At 61.3% G+C, this 18,316-nt stretch carries 16 protein-coding genes and 1 tRNA gene; 11 read left to right on the plus strand and 6 right to left on the minus strand.

All coding sequences use genetic code 11. From position 1 onward, the window contains the following. Window positions 1-157 precede the first annotated feature (157 nt). On the minus strand, window positions 158-1,009 hold the full coding sequence (gene hchA / locus ACMDCM_RS04770) for a glyoxalase III HchA (protein ID WP_412772498.1): 852 nt from the start codon (window positions 1,007-1,009) through the stop codon (window positions 158-160). A 300-nt stretch (window positions 1,010-1,309) separates the two neighbouring features. On the opposite strand from hchA, the gene ACMDCM_RS04775 reads away from it, so the two are divergent. Further along, the gene (locus ACMDCM_RS04775) at window positions 1,310-1,657 is read left to right on the plus strand and encodes a VOC family protein (protein WP_412772499.1); all 348 of its coding nucleotides are present in this window, start codon (window positions 1,310-1,312) and stop codon (window positions 1,655-1,657) included. A gap of 184 nt (window positions 1,658-1,841) precedes the next feature. Here the strand turns inward: ACMDCM_RS04775 and ACMDCM_RS04780 are convergent, their stop codons facing one another. Continuing rightward, complete coding sequence (locus ACMDCM_RS04780; protein WP_412772500.1) at window positions 1,842-2,930, minus strand: YeiH family protein; 1,089 nt, start codon at window positions 2,928-2,930, stop codon at window positions 1,842-1,844. A 92-nt stretch (window positions 2,931-3,022) separates the two neighbouring features. On the opposite strand from ACMDCM_RS04780, the gene ACMDCM_RS04785 reads away from it, so the two are divergent. After that, complete coding sequence (locus tag ACMDCM_RS04785; protein WP_412772501.1) at window positions 3,023-3,928, plus strand: LysR substrate-binding domain-containing protein; 906 nt, start codon at window positions 3,023-3,025, stop codon at window positions 3,926-3,928. A gap of 118 nt (window positions 3,929-4,046) precedes the next feature. Here ACMDCM_RS04785 and ACMDCM_RS04790 read toward each other — a convergent pair. Beyond that, a tRNA-Ser gene (locus tag ACMDCM_RS04790) sits at window positions 4,047-4,140 on the minus strand. 12 nt (window positions 4,141-4,152) lie between these two features. Here ACMDCM_RS04790 and ACMDCM_RS04795 point away from each other — a divergent pair. From ACMDCM_RS04795 to ACMDCM_RS04810, 4 genes are all read left to right on the plus strand, one after another. Further along, window positions 4,153-4,380 (plus strand): hypothetical protein, encoded by a 228-nt coding sequence (locus ACMDCM_RS04795; RefSeq protein WP_412772502.1) that lies wholly within the window; start codon window positions 4,153-4,155, stop codon window positions 4,378-4,380. 334 nt (window positions 4,381-4,714) lie between these two features. Beyond that, window positions 4,715-6,196 (plus strand): porin, encoded by a 1,482-nt coding sequence (locus ACMDCM_RS04800; RefSeq protein WP_412772503.1) that lies wholly within the window; start codon window positions 4,715-4,717, stop codon window positions 6,194-6,196. Between the two features lie 645 nt (window positions 6,197-6,841). Then, entirely contained in the window at window positions 6,842-8,335 is a 1,494-nt protein-coding gene (locus ACMDCM_RS04805; protein ID WP_412774666.1) for a porin, read from the plus strand. 160 nt (window positions 8,336-8,495) lie between these two features. Further along, on the plus strand, window positions 8,496-8,810 hold the full coding sequence (locus ACMDCM_RS04810) for a DUF3551 domain-containing protein (RefSeq protein ID WP_412772504.1): 315 nt from the start codon (window positions 8,496-8,498) through the stop codon (window positions 8,808-8,810). A gap of 65 nt (window positions 8,811-8,875) precedes the next feature. Here the strand turns inward: ACMDCM_RS04810 and ACMDCM_RS04815 are convergent, their stop codons facing one another. Further along, window positions 8,876-11,128: a lytic transglycosylase domain-containing protein gene (locus ACMDCM_RS04815; RefSeq protein ID WP_412772505.1), complete on the minus strand. Its 2,253-nt coding sequence runs from the start codon at window positions 11,126-11,128 to the stop codon at window positions 8,876-8,878. Between the two features lie 260 nt (window positions 11,129-11,388). Between ACMDCM_RS04815 and dapA the strand changes: the two genes are divergently transcribed. From dapA to smpB, 3 genes are all read left to right on the plus strand, one after another. Further along, window positions 11,389-12,279 (plus strand): 4-hydroxy-tetrahydrodipicolinate synthase, encoded by an 891-nt coding sequence (gene dapA, locus ACMDCM_RS04820; protein WP_412772506.1) that lies wholly within the window; start codon window positions 11,389-11,391, stop codon window positions 12,277-12,279. A gap of 72 nt (window positions 12,280-12,351) precedes the next feature. Then, the gene (mscL, locus tag ACMDCM_RS04825; RefSeq protein ID WP_412772507.1) at window positions 12,352-12,771 is read left to right on the plus strand and encodes a large conductance mechanosensitive channel protein MscL; all 420 of its coding nucleotides are present in this window, start codon (window positions 12,352-12,354) and stop codon (window positions 12,769-12,771) included. Window positions 12,772-12,834: 63 nt separating this feature from the next. Then, window positions 12,835-13,308 (plus strand): SsrA-binding protein SmpB, encoded by a 474-nt coding sequence (gene smpB, locus ACMDCM_RS04830; protein ID WP_412772508.1) that lies wholly within the window; start codon window positions 12,835-12,837, stop codon window positions 13,306-13,308. Window positions 13,309-13,691: 383 nt separating this feature from the next. On the opposite strand, the gene ACMDCM_RS04835 is transcribed toward smpB, so the two are convergent. Together ACMDCM_RS04835 and ACMDCM_RS04840 are read right to left on the minus strand one after the other, a co-directional pair. Next, window positions 13,692-14,411 (minus strand): uracil-DNA glycosylase, encoded by a 720-nt coding sequence (locus ACMDCM_RS04835; RefSeq protein WP_412772509.1) that lies wholly within the window; start codon window positions 14,409-14,411, stop codon window positions 13,692-13,694. Continuing rightward, window positions 14,389-15,018, minus strand: coding sequence for a LabA-like NYN domain-containing protein (locus ACMDCM_RS04840; protein ID WP_412772510.1), 630 nt, complete (start codon window positions 15,016-15,018; stop codon window positions 14,389-14,391). The genes ACMDCM_RS04835 and ACMDCM_RS04840 overlap by 23 nt, the downstream gene beginning before the upstream one ends. 339 nt (window positions 15,019-15,357) lie before the next feature. On the opposite strand from ACMDCM_RS04840, the gene rpoZ reads away from it, so the two are divergent. Both rpoZ and ACMDCM_RS04850 read left to right on the plus strand, forming a co-directional pair. Beyond that, on the plus strand, window positions 15,358-15,750 hold the full coding sequence (gene rpoZ / locus ACMDCM_RS04845; RefSeq protein ID WP_412772511.1) for a DNA-directed RNA polymerase subunit omega: 393 nt from the start codon (window positions 15,358-15,360) through the stop codon (window positions 15,748-15,750). A 253-nt stretch (window positions 15,751-16,003) separates the two neighbouring features. Continuing rightward, window positions 16,004-18,259, plus strand: a complete 2,256-nt coding sequence (locus tag ACMDCM_RS04850; protein WP_412772512.1) for a RelA/SpoT family protein — start codon at window positions 16,004-16,006, stop codon at window positions 18,257-18,259. Window positions 18,260-18,316: the final 57 nt, after the last annotated feature.

Here is an 18,316-nt window from a genome sequence, read left to right on the forward strand (position 1 = left end):
CAGCTCTCGCGAGCGAGCCGAATGCTTTCACGCCGCCGCGAAGAAGCTGACCCGGTACGCGCGGCCGAACCAATTCGTCTGGGGGACGAGCGGCGGATTGACCTTGCTCTGAACGAGCCGAGCTTGTTGCCACAGGGTTTCGTCTGCCGCGCGTTCGTCATCTGGCCGCGACGTCTTCAAGCAGCGCCTCGGCCGCGAGCTTGCCGAGCGCATTGCCGGCCAGCGGGCTGTCCCCGGTGATCAGCCTGCGGTCCTTATGCACGGCGCCGGAAATGTCGTCGTTCAATATCCTGAAGCCGAGCGTCTTCAGCTTTTCGCCGAACTTCCACGTCAGGTGGCCGGGCATGTAGCCGATATCGGGCGTCTTCTCGTCGAGCGCATCGGGGAAGGCGCAGATCTCGTAACCGCGATAGATGTCGCTGTCGCCGACCGCGAGGAAGGCCGCGGGTCCGTGGCAGAGCGAGATTACGAATCTGTCGTTCGCCGCCGCCCATTTCAGAACGGCGCCGACGTCCCTGCTTTCGGGCAGGCCGATCAGCGCGCCATGCCCGCCCGGAATGAAGATCGCGGCATAGCCGTCGAGCCCCCGCGAGATGACTTCGGACAGCGTCAGGGGCTGCTTGAACTGAGGACGATATTTGGCGAAGAAGCCCTTCACCTCCGCATCCTCTGACGGCATCGCCCAGTATTCGAACTTTACCGGATTGCCCGACACTGTCGCCACGTCGAAGCCGAAGCCGGCCTTGTCGAGATGGTACATCGGCAGCAGCGTCTCCACCGGGTGGTTGCCGGTTGAGAAGAAACTGCCATTGTCGGTGAGCAGGTAGCGCTCGTCGGCGCCGATCATCAGCACCTTCTTGCCGCCCTGATAGCGTGTCGGATAATCAGCGTCGTTCAGGTCCGATTTCGGCGAGGTGAACTGGCTCAGCGAATAGCTTGAGGGAAAGAACGCATTGTCCTCCGCCGGGTCGGGTTGCGGTTTCTTGTCGGAAACATTCTGATCGGACATGGGCTGCCTCGCTGATTTCAATCTCGCGGCGACAAAACTAACGCACCAGACAGCTCAATTGAATGGGGTTTTCCTTCAACGCGTGACCGGCGACCGAATTTCAAGCAACCGTGAAATCGGCGGATCAGCATTCAGCTTTGCCAAGATGGCGAGTCGCGACGATCATTGCGTTTGCGTCAGGCCCTATGATGGCATCGCTTACGGAACGGCTTGAAAGCGGCGTAGAGTGCCGTTGGTCTTCTTACGGGTATAAGCGGATTGCGCCCAAGCGCTGATATCATGACGGGGAGTTGTTCCAAGATGGCCGTCACCAGGATCGTTGCTAATCTCGCCGCGCCGGACCCGATGGCACTGGCGAAGTTTTATCAGGAGGTTTTCGAACTCGACCTACCTTTTGATATGGGTTGGATCGCCTTTTTGAGCCGAGACACAACTCAGAAAATCGAATTGCACACCGCCTCTGAAGGAGGCTCCGGCACAGAGCTACCTGTCATTTCCATCGGCGTGGACGATCTTGAGGCCACCGAGACTGCCGTTCGCGCCGCCGGGGCGGAAGTGGTTTACGGCCCGGTCAAGGAGAGCTGGGGACTTCGCCGTTTCTTTTTCCGCGACCCGGCCGGAAATCTCGTGAATGTTGTCGACAGCTAAGTCCGTTACCCAAACAGCGTCTTGCGCCCGGCGGTTCTCAGTGCCGTTTGGTGCGAATGCGTTGATCGGCGAAAGCATCGCGCCATAGAGGGTAACCGGCGGCAAGTGGCGGGCGGAAAGCGATGAAACGGGGAACTACGTTTACGCTATAGCCCTCATAAGGAAGCGCGGCCGACTGGCTCTCTCACGCCACACCAATGAGGTGAATGAGCCCGAGGCTGATCAATCCTAGGACAATCAGCGACAGGGTGACCGCACCCGTCACCCTTAGCCCCGCCTTCGCCACGGCCCGGATATCGACGCCAAGCCCGAGAGCTGCCATCGAAACCGTGGTGAGCAGATTGGCGACGAGGGCAGTCGGCTTCAAAACGGCGCTCGGGATCAATCCGGCGGTGCGAATGCCAGCGACGACAAGAAAGCCGACGATGAACCAGGGTACAAGCTGGTGGAGAGCCGGCCTTCCTGCCTTTGGCCGATCGCCTGCCGTCACCTGCGGCGCCGGTTCGTCCGATTCCTCACGCAGTTTGGAAGCCAGAAGGGACATCAGAAGAACGACAGGGCCGAGCATCAGGACTCGCACGAGCTTGACGACCGTTCCCACCTGATTGCTGAGAGCCCCGATCGGCAATGTCGCGGCGAGAACTTGCGGCACGGCATAGACCGTAAGCCCTGCCAAGACGCCATACTGCGTCAGTGACATCTGCAAGAGCGGCACCAGCAACGGCAGGAGAAGCACGACGATCACGCCGAGCACGGCTGTGAAGGCGATCGACGAAGCAACGTCCTCTCCGTCTGCGCCAATGACGGGAGCCACGGCCGCGATTGCGGAGTTGCCGCAGATCGAGTTGCCGCAGGCGACGAGGATCGCCATTCGGCGCGGCAGCCCAAGCGCCCGGCTTATCCCGTAGCTCGTCGCGATCGCGACGACGACGACGATCGCGATGCCGGCGATCAGCTCCGGTCCGATCGCCAGAACCGCACGCACGCTCACCGACGCGCCCAGAAGCACGACTGCGATCTCAAGCAAAGTCTTGGCGCTGAAGTCGATCCCGTAGTGCCATGCGCGCGACGGCGTCCAGACGCTTCGTATCGCGACCCCAAGGAGGATGGCAAAGACCAGCGCCTCCAGCCAGGGACGACCGGCAATCCCGATTTCGACGGCCTCAAGCAGATATGCCAAAGCCGTGACGAGAATGCAGAGTGCGATTCCGGGAAGCAGGCGAAGCAGCGCCGGGATGATTGAACGCGTCTCGGCGGGGTTTTGATCGAGCATGGTCCTTCTCCCTTGAGAGCGACCTTGCTTGAGAACGACTATTTAATCTATTTTAACGTGATGCACATTTCATTCGATTATGATGGATAATCATGACCCTCGATCAACTGCGGATCTTCATTGCGGTCGCTAAGCGCGAGCACCTCACGCGCGCCGCAGAAGCCCTGAACCTCACCCCGTCGGCGGTGAGCGCGGCCATCCATGCTCTGGAAGCCCGCTACGGGGTCCACCTCTTCCATCGAATTGGACGCCGCATCGAACTGAGCCAGACGGGACGGTCGTTTCTCCTTGAGGCCAAGGCGACGCAACAAAGCGCGGCGCTTGCGGAGCGGGCCTTGATCGAACTCGGCGGGCTTCAGCGTGGCACGCTGACAATTCAAGCGAGCCAGACCATTGCTAGCTATTGGCTTCCGCCGTTCCTTGTGGGCTTCAAGGCCGCGCATCCGGCGATCGGAGTGACACTTCACGAAGGCAATTCCGCCGACGTCGCGGCGGCCGTTCTTGATGGCACGGCTGACCTCGGCTTCGCCGAGGGGGCCATCGACGACCCCGCGCTGACGCTTGTCACGATGACGCGCGATCGTCTTGTCGTCGTCGCATCGCCCGAGCATCCTTTAGCGAAACGAAAAGCCTCGCCACGGGACTTGGTCAGCGCGACCTGGATATTGCGCGAGCCCGGCTCCGGAACGCGATCCGCCTTCGAGGCCGCGCTTCGCGCGCGCGATATCGATTCCGCGCTACTGACGACGACCCTTGTATTGCCGACCAACGAAGCCGTCTGCGTGGCGGTGCGATCCAGCCCCCATCTGACAGTGGTTTCCGACCTAGTGGCTCGTCCCCACATCGATGCCGGTCGTCTCGCATTGATTGGCATCGATCTGGGCACACGCGCGTTCAGTCTGGTTCGGCACAAAGAGCGCTATCGCACCCGAGCATCCGAAGCTTTCGAGGCGCTGCTGCCAAAGCGGCGGATGGCGACAAGTTCCGGACCCCGTTAAGGCCACCAATCGATTAAACGATGCGGAAGACGACTGCGGATCAGTAAGGAGGCAGATAGCTCGCGCCGTGGCGTTTTTAAGTCGCAACAGGAGGGCCGCAGCGTAGAAACGGCGGCAATGGCGGAGCCGGAGGGATTCGAACCCTCGATAGGGCTTTACAACCCTATAACGGTTTAGCAAACCGCCGCCTTCAGCCACTCGGCCACAGCTCCGATATGCCCGATATGCCCGACACGCTCGCCAGCCGCAAGCGTCGGATCATGAGATCTGGCCGTCGCGTGCCGGAATCGGAATACGAGACAGGCGTCGAAAGTCCTTCGAATCAGATTTGCAATTCGCTCGATGATTCGCCCCGATTGAACGTCGGTCCAGGCAGCGGCTGCTCAGGCAGCCGAGCGACCATCGGCTGGGCTTCGAATGCCGGTTTTGAAAAATATGTAACAAAACAATGATTTGTTTGGTCTTTCTGATGCGACCGGGCGTGGTGTTTGTGCAACACAACGCCAAAAACGGTTAGACGCGTTCTATTCTGAGACGTTCCTTCATTGCGTGTGAACAGCGGTTCGGTAATTGTGGTTGCACGACGGAGGGGGGCATCCCGAGGTCGTTCCGTTTTAGATGGTTCGCTGGTTTTGCGTGGTTCGCTTGAGTCCCTTGCGTTGAGCGGGAGTGTCCGACAAGCGCGAACGGCTAGGCGGTTAGTCAGGGACTTAAGGGAACGTTTCTTCGAGTGCTAGCGCACAGCGGATCCGGAACCTGCCCTACAGAGCAACTTGGAGGTTTGAAATGAAATTAATGAAGAGCCTTTTCCTCAGCTCGGCGGCGGGTCTTGTCGCCATGAGCGGGGCACAGGCTGCTGATCTTCCGTTGAAGGCCAAAGCGGTCGAATACGTGAAGGTCTGCTCCCTGTACGGCGCGGGCTTCTATTACATCCCCGGCACCGACACCTGCATCAAGCTGGGCGGCTTTGCTCGTGTCGACCTCGGGGTCAATACGAACACGGTCTTCCTGGGTAATACCAATGTTGCCGCCGGTAGCTCGCAGAACCGTCTCACCAACGGGTTCACCTGGCGGTCGCGCGCGGATCTGAACATCGATACCCGCACCGCTACCGAATACGGCGTGGTCCGCACCTATTTCGATGCGTTCTTCACCTGGACTTCGGGCAGCTATGGCGGCCTCGGCAACGGCACAACCTCCTATAGCGCCACTGGTGACACCCCCGCCAACGGCACGCTCGGCGCAAACTACGCCTTCATCCAGTTCGCCGGCTTCACGATGGGTAAGGCCGTCTCGCAGTTCAGCACGCCATGGGTCGCGTCTCCGGGCGACATCTTTGACGGGCTCGTGGGCGGCGGCGGCACGAGTACGGGTGTGAACCAGTTCACCTACACCGCGGAGTTCGGCAACGGGGTGTCGGGTTCGATCGGCGTACAGGATCCGACCCAGTACTACCAGGCTGGTGTTAACAACCTCGTGGTTCCCGGTCCGTACGGCTACGGCACGTCCGACTATGCTGGAACCACCGTTCCTGACATCGTCGGCCAGCTCCGCGTCGATCAGGCCTGGGGCCTGTTCCAGGCGTCGGTCGCAGCGCATGACAATAACGCCGCTTACTATGGCGCTACTCAAACCAGCGGCGGTCCCGGTGACAAATGGGGGTGGGCCGGTCAGATTGGTCTGCAGATCAAGAATATCCCGACCGGACCGGGCGACACGATCAGCGTTCAGGGCGTCTACACCGATGGCGCGACCCGTTACAACATCCAGGATCGAAACACTGCGGCGGGTTCCAACGTGATCTACGGCGGCGTGACGAGCATCGGTCTCGGCTTCGCTCCTGATTCGGTTTTCTTGGGCGGGTCGCAGCAGTTGGTCTCGACGTGGGGCATGCGCGGCGGATTCGTTCACAACTGGAACCCGTACTGGAGCAGCGCGGTTTTCGGTGGCTACGCATCGGTCAGATTTACCGGCGAGGCCAAAACTCTGATGTGCGGCGCGGGCGGCTCGATTAGTGGTCTGGCGTTTGCAAGGGGTATGACCAGCTGCAACCCGGATTACAACATCGGGCAGGTCGGTGCGAACCTCCGCTGGACCCCGGTCAGGAACCTGACCTTCACGACGGAAGGACTCTATACCATGCTGGATCAGAAGTATGCCGGCACGGTGAATGGAGCCAACGTCGCGGGTGCCAAGCCGACGGGCGCTTATGATTTGAAAGACCAGAACACCTGGACCGTCATGTTCCGGGCTCAGCGCACCTGGTAATACAGGTCGTCTGACGATAACTCAGGATAAACCTCCGGCGGGAAACCGCCGGGGGTTTTGTTATGCTCGCGAGGCAGGGATTGTGACGCAGTTCCAGTAACTCGCGACTGCGTCCCGGCGATCGCGGATTTGACAGAAACGCATTCGTTCAAGTGGCATTGCGAGCGGAGCGAAGCAATTGGATTGCTTCGCGCGAGGCACCTTGCAATCGCGGCAATCTGCTTCCGTTTGAGTACGACCTGAGCGTTTTCAAGCGAAGCGTGTCCTCGGGCTTGACCCGAGGATGGCTAACGGTTCGCGTAAAAGAAAACGCGTCAAATCGAAAACATAGAGCCCTCTTCTGATTCCATCAGAAGCGGAAAGGCTCTCGCGCTGGATGCCGTAATGGACCGTGCACCATGGCGATCATGGCGCAGTGGGGACGGCTGTCCCGCAGTTCGCGCAGCCCGGAAGATGATCTCCCGGATCACTTTTCAAACGCGACCTCGAGCACCGCTCAGGAGTTGAGCCGCCCGGCGAACGTGTCCGATGAACGTCTTATCGGGCCGCAAGATATACTCTGTTAACGATCTTCTGGGATTTTCTTGGAGTATCCGCGTACAGCCGATCCGCAACCTGCGCTCCAGAGCAACTCGGAAGTTCAAGATGAAATGGGTGAAGGGCTTCTTCATTGGCTCGGCGGCAGTTCTCGTCGTCTCAAGCGGAGCACAGGCTGCCGACCTTCCGTTGAAAGCCAAGGCGGTCGAATATGTGAAGGTCTGCTCCCTATATGGCGCGGGATTCTATTACATCCCCGGCACCGACACTTGTATCAAGCTGGGCGGTTATTTACGTGCCGACATGGGCATTAACACCAACTTGATGTTTGCCGGCAACACCGTGGGGGCCGGCGGTGCGCAGAACCGGTTCGGCAATGCCTTCACCTGGCGGTCGCGGGCTGACCTGAACGTCGATACCCGCACCGCCACTGAATACGGCGTGGTTCGCACCTACATGGAAACGGTCTTTTCCTGGACCTCGGGCGGTTGGGGCGGCAGCGGCAACGGCACGACAACCTATGCAGGTGGTGACATCGCCGCCGGCGGCCAGCTTGGGGTATATTACGCATTTATCCAGTTCGCCGGCTTCACGATGGGTAAAGCCGTCTCGCAGTTCAGCACTCCGTGGGGAAACTATCTGGGCTACAACATCTTCGACGGTCTGGTCGGCGGAGGCGGCGGGCTCACGGGCGTGAACCAGTTCACCTACACGGCAGAACTCGGCAACGGGATGTCAGGCTCGATCGGCGTGCAGGATCCGACCCAATACTACCAGGCTGGCATTCTGAACCTGGGGGTCGCGCCGACCGCGGCCTTCGGCACTGCCAGCCTTGGCTACGGCGCGAATGATTATGGTGGGACCACCGTTCCAGACATCGTTGGCCGGTTCCGCGTCGAGCAAGCCTGGGGTTCGTTCCAGGTATCTGTGGCGGCCCACGACAACAATCCCGCCTACTATACCGATCAAGCGAGCGGCGGTCCGCGAGACAAGTGGGGTTGGGCCGGTCAGCTCGCTCTATCGATCAATAACATCCCGACCGGGCCGGGCGACACGATCGATATGCAGAGCGTCTTCACCAATGGTGCGACCCGTTACAATATCCAGGACCTGGCCGCTGCGGCGGGTGTCAACACGATCTACACCGGCGTGACCGGCATTGGATATGGCTTTGCGCCGGATGCGGTGTTTGGGCCCGGCGGCCAGCTTCAACTGGTTTCGACCTGGGGCATGCGGGGTGCATTCAACCACAACTGGAACGAGTACTGGGCCAGTTCGATTTTCGGCGCTTACGCTTCGGTGAGCTATAGCGGCGCGGCCAAAACGTTCATGTGCGGCGTGACCATTCCTGCCGCCATCGGTCTGGGTGTCACCACCTGCAACCCGGACTACAACATTGGGCAGATTGGCGCGAACGTCCGATGGACGCCGGTCAGGAACCTGACATTCACGACCGAGGCGCTCTACACCATGCTGGATCAGAAGTATCAAGGTGCCGCAACCCTTGTCGCCAATCCCGCCATCGGCAAGCCGGCGGGTTCTTACAATCTGACGGACCAGAGCACCTGGACCGTGATGTTTCGCGCGCAACGCTCCTGGTAATACAGGTAGCCGACGATTTTTCTTGCCGCCGGCGGGAAGTTATCGGAGGACGTTATCGGAGTCCGTGTTTTTCCCCGCAATTTGCTGTGATACCTGAGGCGATGGTGGCCGATCCCACGTTTTCACAATATATAAAAGTCCGGAGACGGAGCAGATCTTGATGGGTAGCAGCGAAATGCACTTGGTCGAACGCAAGGTGACGACTTGCAGGTCTTTGCTGGCGGCCACATGTGCCGGCGTTGTGGCCTCGTTCCTCGTTCTGGCTCCGTCGGCGGCGGAAGCCCGGGATTATCCGTACTGCATCAAAGGCGACTATTACGTGAGTGCTCTTGGGGATTGCAGTTTCGAAACCTATGAACAATGCCACGCGGCCGCATCCGGCCGCCTCGCATACTGCGACGTCAATCCTTTCTATCGCTTCCAGGAAGACGGCCGCACCGCATACCCGGATGCACGAAGGACTTTTCGGCGATAGTCGTTGCGCGAAGACGCGTCTCGCGTACGTCAGCTCGGGTCCGTGAAACCCGAGTCTATCCTGCGCTATTCGATGGAGCCGCGGTGCAGATCAGCCTCGATCTGCAACTTCGAGCCGCCCCCGAAGCGAGCACGATAAACCTGCAGGTTTTCTATGATGCGTTGCACGTAATTGCGCGTCTCCGAAAACGGGATCAGCTCCACCCAGTCCACCGCATCGACGCTGGGGTCGCGCGGATCGCCGTAACGCGCGATCCATTTTCTGACGCTGCCGCGTCCGGCGTTGTAGGCCGCGAAGGTCAGGATATAGGAGCCGCGATAATCGTCGAGCAGTCCCCCGAGTTCCGCGGCGCCGAGCGCCGCGTTATAGGCCGGCTCGCTTTTCATGCGATGAAGGTCGAAACTGACGCCGTATTTCTTACAGACGTATCGTCCGGCATCCGGTGTCACCTGCATCAGCCCATAGGCGTGGGCCGGCGACACCACCGATGGATTGAAGGCGCTTTCCTGCCTTGCGATTGCATAGATGACGCTGCGCTCGATATCCGGTCCGATCGGCTTGAACGGTGGAATCCCGTTAACGGGATAGGCGTAGAAATCGAACGGCAGCCCGCGATTGAGCGCGGCCTTGCCGACTAGCAGCATTCCCCGCGCATCGCCGTGACGCCCGGCGAGTTCGCCGAGTCCCAGCACCACATCCGGGTCGCCATTTTTACCCATATCGGCAAAGATGGGGATCGCGAGTTCGCCTTTGCCGATCGCATAAAGAAGCTGGACGGCGCGCACGACCTCCAGTCGTTCGGCCCCGCGCGACCGGCTGCCCGGAACGCCGCGCAATTCGATCTGCGGCAGTCCGAGCTTCGCGCGCGCGAGCTGGCCGTAGTAGCTGGTGGAATGCTCCGCCGCAGCCGCATAGGCGTGACGGGCCTCCTGAATGCGGCCTGCCGCCTCTGCGGCGCGGCCTTGCCAGTAGCCGGCCCGCGCCAGCGCGGTCGGGTTGACGCTACCGACGCCGATACGGGCGAAATGCCGAGCGGCGGTGTTGGGGTCCTTCAGGAAACGAAGAGCGATCCAGCCGGCCGTGAACTCCTGCTCGGTCTTGTAGATATCCCGGGCGGGGAGCGCCGCGTCACGCGCGATGAGATATGCGGTGCGGTATTCGCCGACGTCGATCATCTTGCGCGCAAGCAGCCGTCGCTCGATCCACCATTCATCGACATTGTAGAGCCGGTTAGGATCCCGCGGAGCGTTCAGCATCAGCCGCGCGGCGTCCGCGAATTTCTCCTCACGGCGCAAAAGCTGAATGCGGGCGAAGATGTAGCCCGGGTCGTTGTGCAGCTCGCGCGGCACTTTTTCGAGTAAGGCGCGCAGGCTGGACGATTTTCGGTCTGCCGCGATCCGCGCCCTGGCGAGGGCGACCTGGGCGCTTCCGAGCCGCTCTGCCGCACGCAGCGCCGCATCGCTTTCGCGGCCGTAAAGCAGATAATCCATCCGCGCCTTCTGATCGCCCGGCGTCAGCAGCGCCCCGAACTCCTCCAGCGCCTTATTCTCAAGCGCTTCCGACATTGAATCGGTTCGCCAGGCCTCGCGGACTAGCTGCGCTGCATTGGCGCGGTCGCCGCGCGCGAGCAGCGCGCGCGCTAGCGCGAACCGTCCCTTGGCCGATAGCGGCCGTTCGTTTTCAAACCAGGCCAGCACGGTGGCCTCGTCGCGATTGTCGTCCCACAGCGCAGCTTCCGCGCGCCGGCGCAGAAATGTCTGTGACGGCCAGCTCGGATTGGCGGCGATGAAGGCGCGGTAGCGCTCGGTCGACGCGCCGTTGTCGTCGCTGCGCAGGATAATCCACTCGGCGAGCTTGCGCGCCACGGGGTCTGCAATGCTGGCCTCGACCTGCGTGGCCTCGGAGGTCTTATGCTGGTGGGTCAGGTTGATGACGTTGTCGAGTGCATCGAGATCGGCGCGCGACGTCGTGGACGTCGCGGCCATCGCGGCCCTCGGGACGGGCGCGCGTTTCAACGGCGGCGGGAGCATGGCGTGCTGGCGCGTGGCCGGTTGAATGACGGGAGCTATGGTAGCTTTGTCTTTGTGCGAGGCCGAGATCTTGCCGTGCGTCTGGGCTGAGGTCTTGCCATGCGCGTGGGTCGAGGTCTTGCCATGATGTGCCTGACCGGCGACCGTCTTCGGAGCGACATGCTTCGGAGAGACATGGCGCGAAATCGGTCGCGGCTTCGGCGCCGGCGTCCTGGCTGCCTTCTCGGCATCTGCCCTCTCTGTCAGAAGCCCCGCCGCAAGCACCAGGCTCGCGCTGAAAACTGTCATTCGCAACCTTGATGCACGGGCAAACAATGTCACGGCAGTCCCTCTTGGCGAATCTTGCAGGTTTCTAAAATCCCTTAACTATTTCATTGAATATGTGGACAAAACACTAAAATCCGGGCGCCGGACTTATGTGCGCCCAAACCGCGGCGAAATCGCGACTGCCTCTTCGGAGGCGGACCTTTCGTCGCGGCGCCAGACCCGATATGACTGGCGAAACGTCGAATTTGGCACGGCGACGCCGCGCAGCGTTGGAGCGGATCATGGCAAGCAAGGCGAAGTTCCAGGGGGCGTACACCGCCCTGGTGACGCCATTCAAGAGCGGCTCTGTCGATGAGGGGGCTTTTCGTGGTCTGGTGAGTTGGCAGGTCAGCGAGGGCGTTCATGGACTCGTGCCGGTCGGCACGACCGGCGAGAGCCCGACGCTGAGCCATGACGAGCACCGCAATGTGGTGGAATGGTGCGTCGACGAGGCGAAGGGCCGGGTGCCGGTGATTGCGGGCGCCGGCTCGAATTCAACCCGCGAGGCGGTGGATCTGGCCGTTCATGCCGAGAAGGCCGGCGCCGATGCGGTGCTGGTGGTGACGCCGTACTACAACAAGCCGACGCAGGAAGGGATGTACCAGCACTTCAAGATGGTGAACGATGCGATCGGCATTCCGATCATTATCTATAACATTCCATCACGCTCGGTCGTCGACCTTTCCGTTGAGACGATGGCGAGGCTGTTCGAGTTGAAGAACATCGCCGGCGTCAAGGATGCCACAGCCAATGTGGCGCGGGTTTCCCTGCAGCGCCATGCGATGGGACCCGAGTTCATCCAGTTGTCGGGTGAGGACATGACGGCGCTCGCATTCATGGCGGCGGGCGGACACGGCTGCATCTCGGTAACCGCGAATGTAGCGCCAAAACTGTGCGCGAGCCTGATGTCCGCGTCGCTGAACGGCGATTATGCCGCAGGGCTCAAGATTCAAGACCGGCTGGTGCCGCTGCACGACGCCATTTTCAAGGAACCGGGAGTCGCAGGAGCCAAGCACGGCCTCAAACTGCTCGGCCGGCTCGACGAAGGCGTGCGCCTGCCGCTGATGCCGGTGACGCCGCCGACGGGAAAGGCCATTCGCGACGCGATGGTTCATGCGGGCCTGCTTAACTGAAGTTCGTTCCCGTAATTTGGATTTGAATGCGATCGCGGCGTGCAGCCGCGATATATCGGTGGAGGATTTGCGATGCTGAAGGAATTTCGCGAGTTCGCGATGAAGGGCAACGTCGTGGATCTTGCCGTCGCCGTCATTATCGGCGCCGCATTCGGGGCCATCGTCAATTCGATGGTCGCCGACATCATCATGCCGATCGTCGGCGCCCTCACGGGCGGACTTGACTTCTCGAACTATTTCACGGCGCTGTCCTCGAAGGTCACCGCCGCCAACCTCGCCGATGCCAAGAAGCAGGGCGCGGTGCTGGCGTGGGGCAATTTCCTGACCCTGACGCTCAATTTCCTGATCGTCGCCTGGGTGTTGTTCATCGTGGTTCGCCTCATGGGCAAACTGAAGCGCAAGGATGCGGCAGCGCCCGCGGAACCGCCGAAGCCGACCCGCGAGGAAGAACTGCTGACCGAGATCCGCGATCTCTTGAAAGCGAAAAGATAAGGCGCAGCAGAGCCGGATCGGACGTCGCTGCCGTCCATGATGGTGGCGTCCGGAGGTTTAGACATGGCCGAGAAGAACGAGCGCGCGATCAAGGTCGTCGCCGAGAACCGCAAGGCGCGGTTCAATTATGCGATCGAGGATACCGTCGAGGCGGGCATCGCGCTGACCGGGACCGAGGTCAAGTCGATCCGCCGCGGCAAGACCACGATTGCCGAATCCTACGCCGATTCGAAAGATGGCGAGATCTGGCTGATCAACGCCAACATTCCCGAATACCTGCAAGCCAACCGCTTCAATCACGAGCCGAAGCGGCCGCGCAAACTGCTGCTGCACAAAAAGCAGATCAACAAGCTGATGGGCGCCGTCGATCGCGAGGGCATGACGCTTATTCCGCTCAAGCTCTATTTCAACGAACGCGGGCGAGCCAAGCTGCTGCTGGCGGTCGCCAAGGGCAAGAAGCTGCATGACAAGCGCGAGAGCGAGAAAAAGCGCGACTGGGGCCGCGAGAAAGGCCGGTTGTTGCGGGCGAGGGGATGACCCCCTCTGGAATGCGGAGGGACGTCGTGGCGAACCGGAACAATCTACCGTGCCCGGTAAGTTCTGTTCCAGCCGTTAAATTTTGATCGACCGATTCAAGGTTATTTCAGGTTTACCGTGATTTGATCCCGCCATGCGGATCAAACAGAAACGCGCCGTCCGGCGCATGCGCCGTCGGCATCAACGGGCCTGGCTCGTGCTCGACTCGGTCGAAGGCAGACCGGAGTGCGAGGTCATGGACATCTCCAGCGATGGCGCACGCCTTGTGATCGCCTCAGCGGGCCTCGCGTTGCCAAAGCGTTTCGGTGTCGCACTGGTCCCGAATTCGCCGCCGAGGCAATGCGAACGCATCTGGCGAAACGGCGAGATGATGGGAGTCCGTTTTACAGAGCCGCAATAGGTTCAGCGCGGGTCAGGTCGGCGCGCACCTGCGCGAACACGCTCTCGAACATTTCGGGGGTCAGGACGCGGGTGTTCGTGTTGTAACGGGAGCAGTGATAGCTGTCGTAGAGCCTGACTGCACCGGCGTCATGCACGGCGCCATGTGCAAAGGGCGCGGCATTGGCGCGCAGTCCGAGCCCCTTCACCACGGAATCGTGAGCGATGCGGCCGAGCGCGACGATCGCCCGCAGCCGGGGCATCGCCGCCAGTGCGGCCTTCAGGAAGGCGCGGCAGGTGTTGATCTCGGCCGGCAGCGGCTTGTTTTGCGGCGGCACGCAGCGCACCGCATTGCTGATGCGGCAATCGAGCAAGGTGAGGCCGTCGTCGGGGCGAGCCTGATAGTGTCCTGCGGCGAATCCGTACTTGAGCAGCGTGCCATAGAGCAGGTCGCCGGCGTAATCGCCGGTAAAAGGCCGGCCGGTACGGTTGGCGCCTTGCACGCCCGGCGCCAGGCCGACGATCAGCAGGGCCGCATCGGGGCTGCCGAAAGAGGGCACGGGGGCGTTGAACCAGCCCGGTTCGCGCGCGCGCACCGACAGGCGATAATCAACCAGCCGCGGACAAAGCGGGCAATCGCGGCCGGGCTCTTCGTCGGCCGGGTTTGCGCCGGACCAATCAGACTCGGCGCGTGACCGCGTGTCAGTCCTCGAAGTCGTCGTCATCGCCCCGTTGCGCCATGGCGGTGGTCCGCTGCAGGAATTGCGGCGCGTGGTGACGCGGCTCGCGCGAGGTTTGACGCTCCGACGGATCGCGACCGAGCTTCGGCTGCAGGTCGACGAGATCGACGAAGATGTCCGCCTGGCGACGCAGTTCATCGGCGATCATCGGCGGCTGGCTTGCGATCGTGGAAACCACCGTCACGCGCACGCCGCGGCGCTGCACCGCCTCGACGAGCGAGCGGAAATCGCCGTCGCCCGAGAACAGCACTATCTGGTCGACGTGTTCGGCAAGCTCCATCGCATTGACCGCAAGCTCGATGTCCATGTTGCCCTTGACCTTGCGGCGGCCGCTCGGATCGATGAATTCCTTGGTGGCTTTCGTGACGACCGTGTAGCCGTTGTAGTCGAGCCAGTCGATCAGCGGCCGTATCGAGGAATATTCCTGGTCCTCGATGATCGCGGTGTAATAGAAGGCGCGGACCAGCGTGCCCCTCGACTGGAATTCCTTCAGGAGGCGCTTGTAGTCGATGTCGAAACCGAGTGTCTTGGCGGTTGCGTAAAGATTGGCGCCATCGATAAAGAGCGCGATCTTGTTGGAGGCGGGTGACATCAAACGTTCTCGTGATCGTTGTTGGCGTTATTGGTGAGGGCGAGGCCTGCCACGCTTTCCAATGGTGCAAATCGCACCGTGCGGATCAGACTGAAGCAAATAATAACGCAATGATGTGAGGCAAGACAGCGTAGGATACGATGAGGAAGCAATGAAGCGATTTCTTGTCCGACTGGGACTTATTCCGCTTCTCCGGACGCCTGCCTTCTGGCTCCCGCTCTGGCTACCAGAGACCGGACTTCGCGCCAAATGTTAAATTCCCTGTTGCGAAACCCGCAAACCCGCTATACCTAGCAGTTATATCTCATAGTTTCGGTCCCCTTAACGGAGCGACAGGCGATGGCGCGCGTCACCGTGGAAGATTGTATTGACAAGGTCGATAACCGGTTCGATCTGGTTCTTTTGGCCGCGCATCGTGCGCGGATGATTTCGTCGGGGTCACAACTTACAATTGATCGCGATAACGACAAAAATCCCGTGGTTTCGCTTCGCGAGATCGCTGAGCAGACCATATCGCCCGAGGATATGCGCGAAGAGCTGGTTCATTCCTTGCAGAAGTTTGTCGAGGTTGACGAGCCGGAGCCCGACACCGTGCCCTTGATCGGCTCGGCGGGGGCGAGCGTCGATGCCGACGACACCGAGATTGCCGTAGAGCGCATGACCGAGGAAGAATTGTTGAAGGGTCTGGAGGGGCTCGCGCCTCCGGAGGAGCAGCCCGAAGAGGACGAATGAGCGCTCGGTGCGCCTGTTAAGTTCGAAAGCCCGGACCTGATCCGGGCTTTTGCATTTTAAGGGACGGCATGAGCGGCGTCGTTGCCCGACCGGCCGAGCCTCTCGCTTCGATAACCAAAATCTCATGCGCCGGAAGATCGAATTCGACTTTCGGCAGGGACGATCTAGGATAGATACTGGAGGGTGAGCGGACCCTTCCCGTGTGATGAAGGCGTTGAGTTCGATGGCGAGTTGGCCTCGCAGGAAGGGGCAGATGCAGAGCGCGACCGATTCGGTCGGGGTGGCGCCGACGCCGGTCGTCCCGGCCAGGCCGCCGCGCCCGCGGATGATGCGCCAGTATGATCTGGTCGAGCGCGTTCGCTCCTACAATCCGGACACCGACGAGGATTTGCTGAATCGGGCCTATGTCTATGCCATGAAGGCCCACGGCGAACAGACGCGGGCGTCGGGCGACCCCTATTTTTCCCATCCGCTCGAGGTTGCGGCCATCCTGACCGGTCTCAAGCTCGACGACGCCACCATCGTCGCGGCCCTGCTGCATGACACGATCGAGGACACCGAGGCTACCCGGGCCGAGATCGACAACATGTTCGGTCACGAGATCGGCGCGCTGGTCGAGGGCCTGACCAAGCTGAAACGGCTGGAACTGGTCTCGCGCGAGGCCAAGCAGGCTGAAAACCTGCGCAAGCTGCTGCTGGCGATTGCCGAAGACGTCCGCGTGCTGCTGATCAAGCTCGCCGACCGGCTCCACAACATGCGCACCCTGGAATTCGTTCCGCCCGCGTCGCGTCAGCGCATCGCCGAGGAGACCCTCGATATCTACGCGCCGCTGGCCGGCCGCATGGGTATGCAGGAGATGCGCGAGGAGCTGGAGGATCTGGCGTTCCGTACCCTTGATCCTGAAGCCCACGCCGTGGTTGCCCAGCGTCTCGACGCGCTGGCCGAGCGGAACCGCAACCTGATCGGCGAGATCGAGAGCCAGCTTACGACCAGTCTTGCGAACAAGGGCATCGCCGCGCGGGTGAGCGGCCGTCGCAAGCAGCCGTTTTCGATCTGGACCAAGATGGAGCGAAAGTCGGTCGGCTTCGAGCAGCTTTCGGATATTTTCGGGTTTCGCGTCGTGATGCCCGACGTCGAAGCCTGCTATCGCGCGCTCGGCGTGGTCCACACGACCTGGCCGGTCGTGCCCGGGCGCTTCAAGGACTACATTTCGACGCCGAAGCAGAACGATTATCGCTCGATCCACACCACCGTGATCGGTCCGGGTAATCAGCGCGTCGAACTGCAACTGCGCACCGAGGAGATGGACCGTATCGCCGAATTCGGCATCGCGGCGCACGCCTTTTATAAGGAACGGGCGGATTCTCCGACCGAACTGCTCAACCGCGAGTCCAATGCCTTTGCGTGGCTGCGCCACACCATCGAAATGTTGTCGGAGAGCATCAATCCGGAAGAGTTTCTCGAGCACACCAAGCTGGAGCTGTTCCACGACCAGGTGTTCTGCTTCACTCCGAAGGGAAAGCTGATTGCGCTCCCGCGGCATGCCAATGTCATCGACTTCGCCTATGCCGTGCATACGGATGTCGGCAACAGCACCGTCGGTTGCAAGATCAACGGCAAGTTCGCGCCGCTGTCGTCGCGATTGCAGAACGGCGATGAAGTCGAGGTCCTGACCTCGGCCGCGCAATCCGCGCCGCCTTCGGCCTGGGAATCGCTTGCGGCCACGGGCAAGGCGAGGGCCGCGATCCGGCGTGCTACCCGCGCCGCCGTGCGCAGTCAGTACGTCAGTCTGGGCCGGCGGATCGTGGAGCGCCTGTTCATGCGCGCCAAGATCGAATACGCCGACGACAAGCTCACCGGCGCGTTGCCGCGACTGGCGCGCACCACCATTGAGGATGTCATGGCATCGGTGGGGCGCGGGGAATTGCGCGCCTCCCATGTCGCGCGCGCGATGTATCCGGACTATAAGGAGGAGCGGGTAGGCGGCGCCGGCGCAAAGAAGAGCCTGGCGATGAAGCTCAAATTGAAATCGCCGCCGGATCCCGCCCGCAGCCCGCTGGCGATCCCGATCGGCGGCATCAATTCCGATTTGCCGATCAAGTTTGCGCCGAACGGCGGCGCGGTGCCGGGCGATCGCATCGTTGGAATCGTCACGCCGGGCGAGGGCATCACGATCTATCCGATCCAGTCCCCGGCATTGAAGGATTTCGAGGAAGAGCCCGAGCGCTGGCTCGACGTTCGCTGGGATGTCGACGACACCACTCCGCAGCGGTTTCCGGCGCGCATCGTGGTGGATAGCGTCAACGAGCCCGGCAGCCTTGCGCAGGTCGCGACCGTGATCGCCGAGCACGACGGCAACATCGACAATATCAGCATGACCCGGCGTTCGACCGACTTCACCGAGATGACCATCGATCTCGAGGTCTATGACCTCAAGCATCTCAGCGCCATTCTCGCCCAGTTGCGCGCCAAGGACGTCGTGGCGCGCGTCGAGCGGGTCAATGGCTAAGCAAATGGGCCTGAATCGCGACGGACCTGCGCGTGCGATCTTACCTCTCCTCCTTGG

The organism is Nitrobacter sp., from assembly GCF_047149785.1.
Classification (GTDB): Bacteria; Pseudomonadota; Alphaproteobacteria; order Rhizobiales; family Xanthobacteraceae; genus Nitrobacter.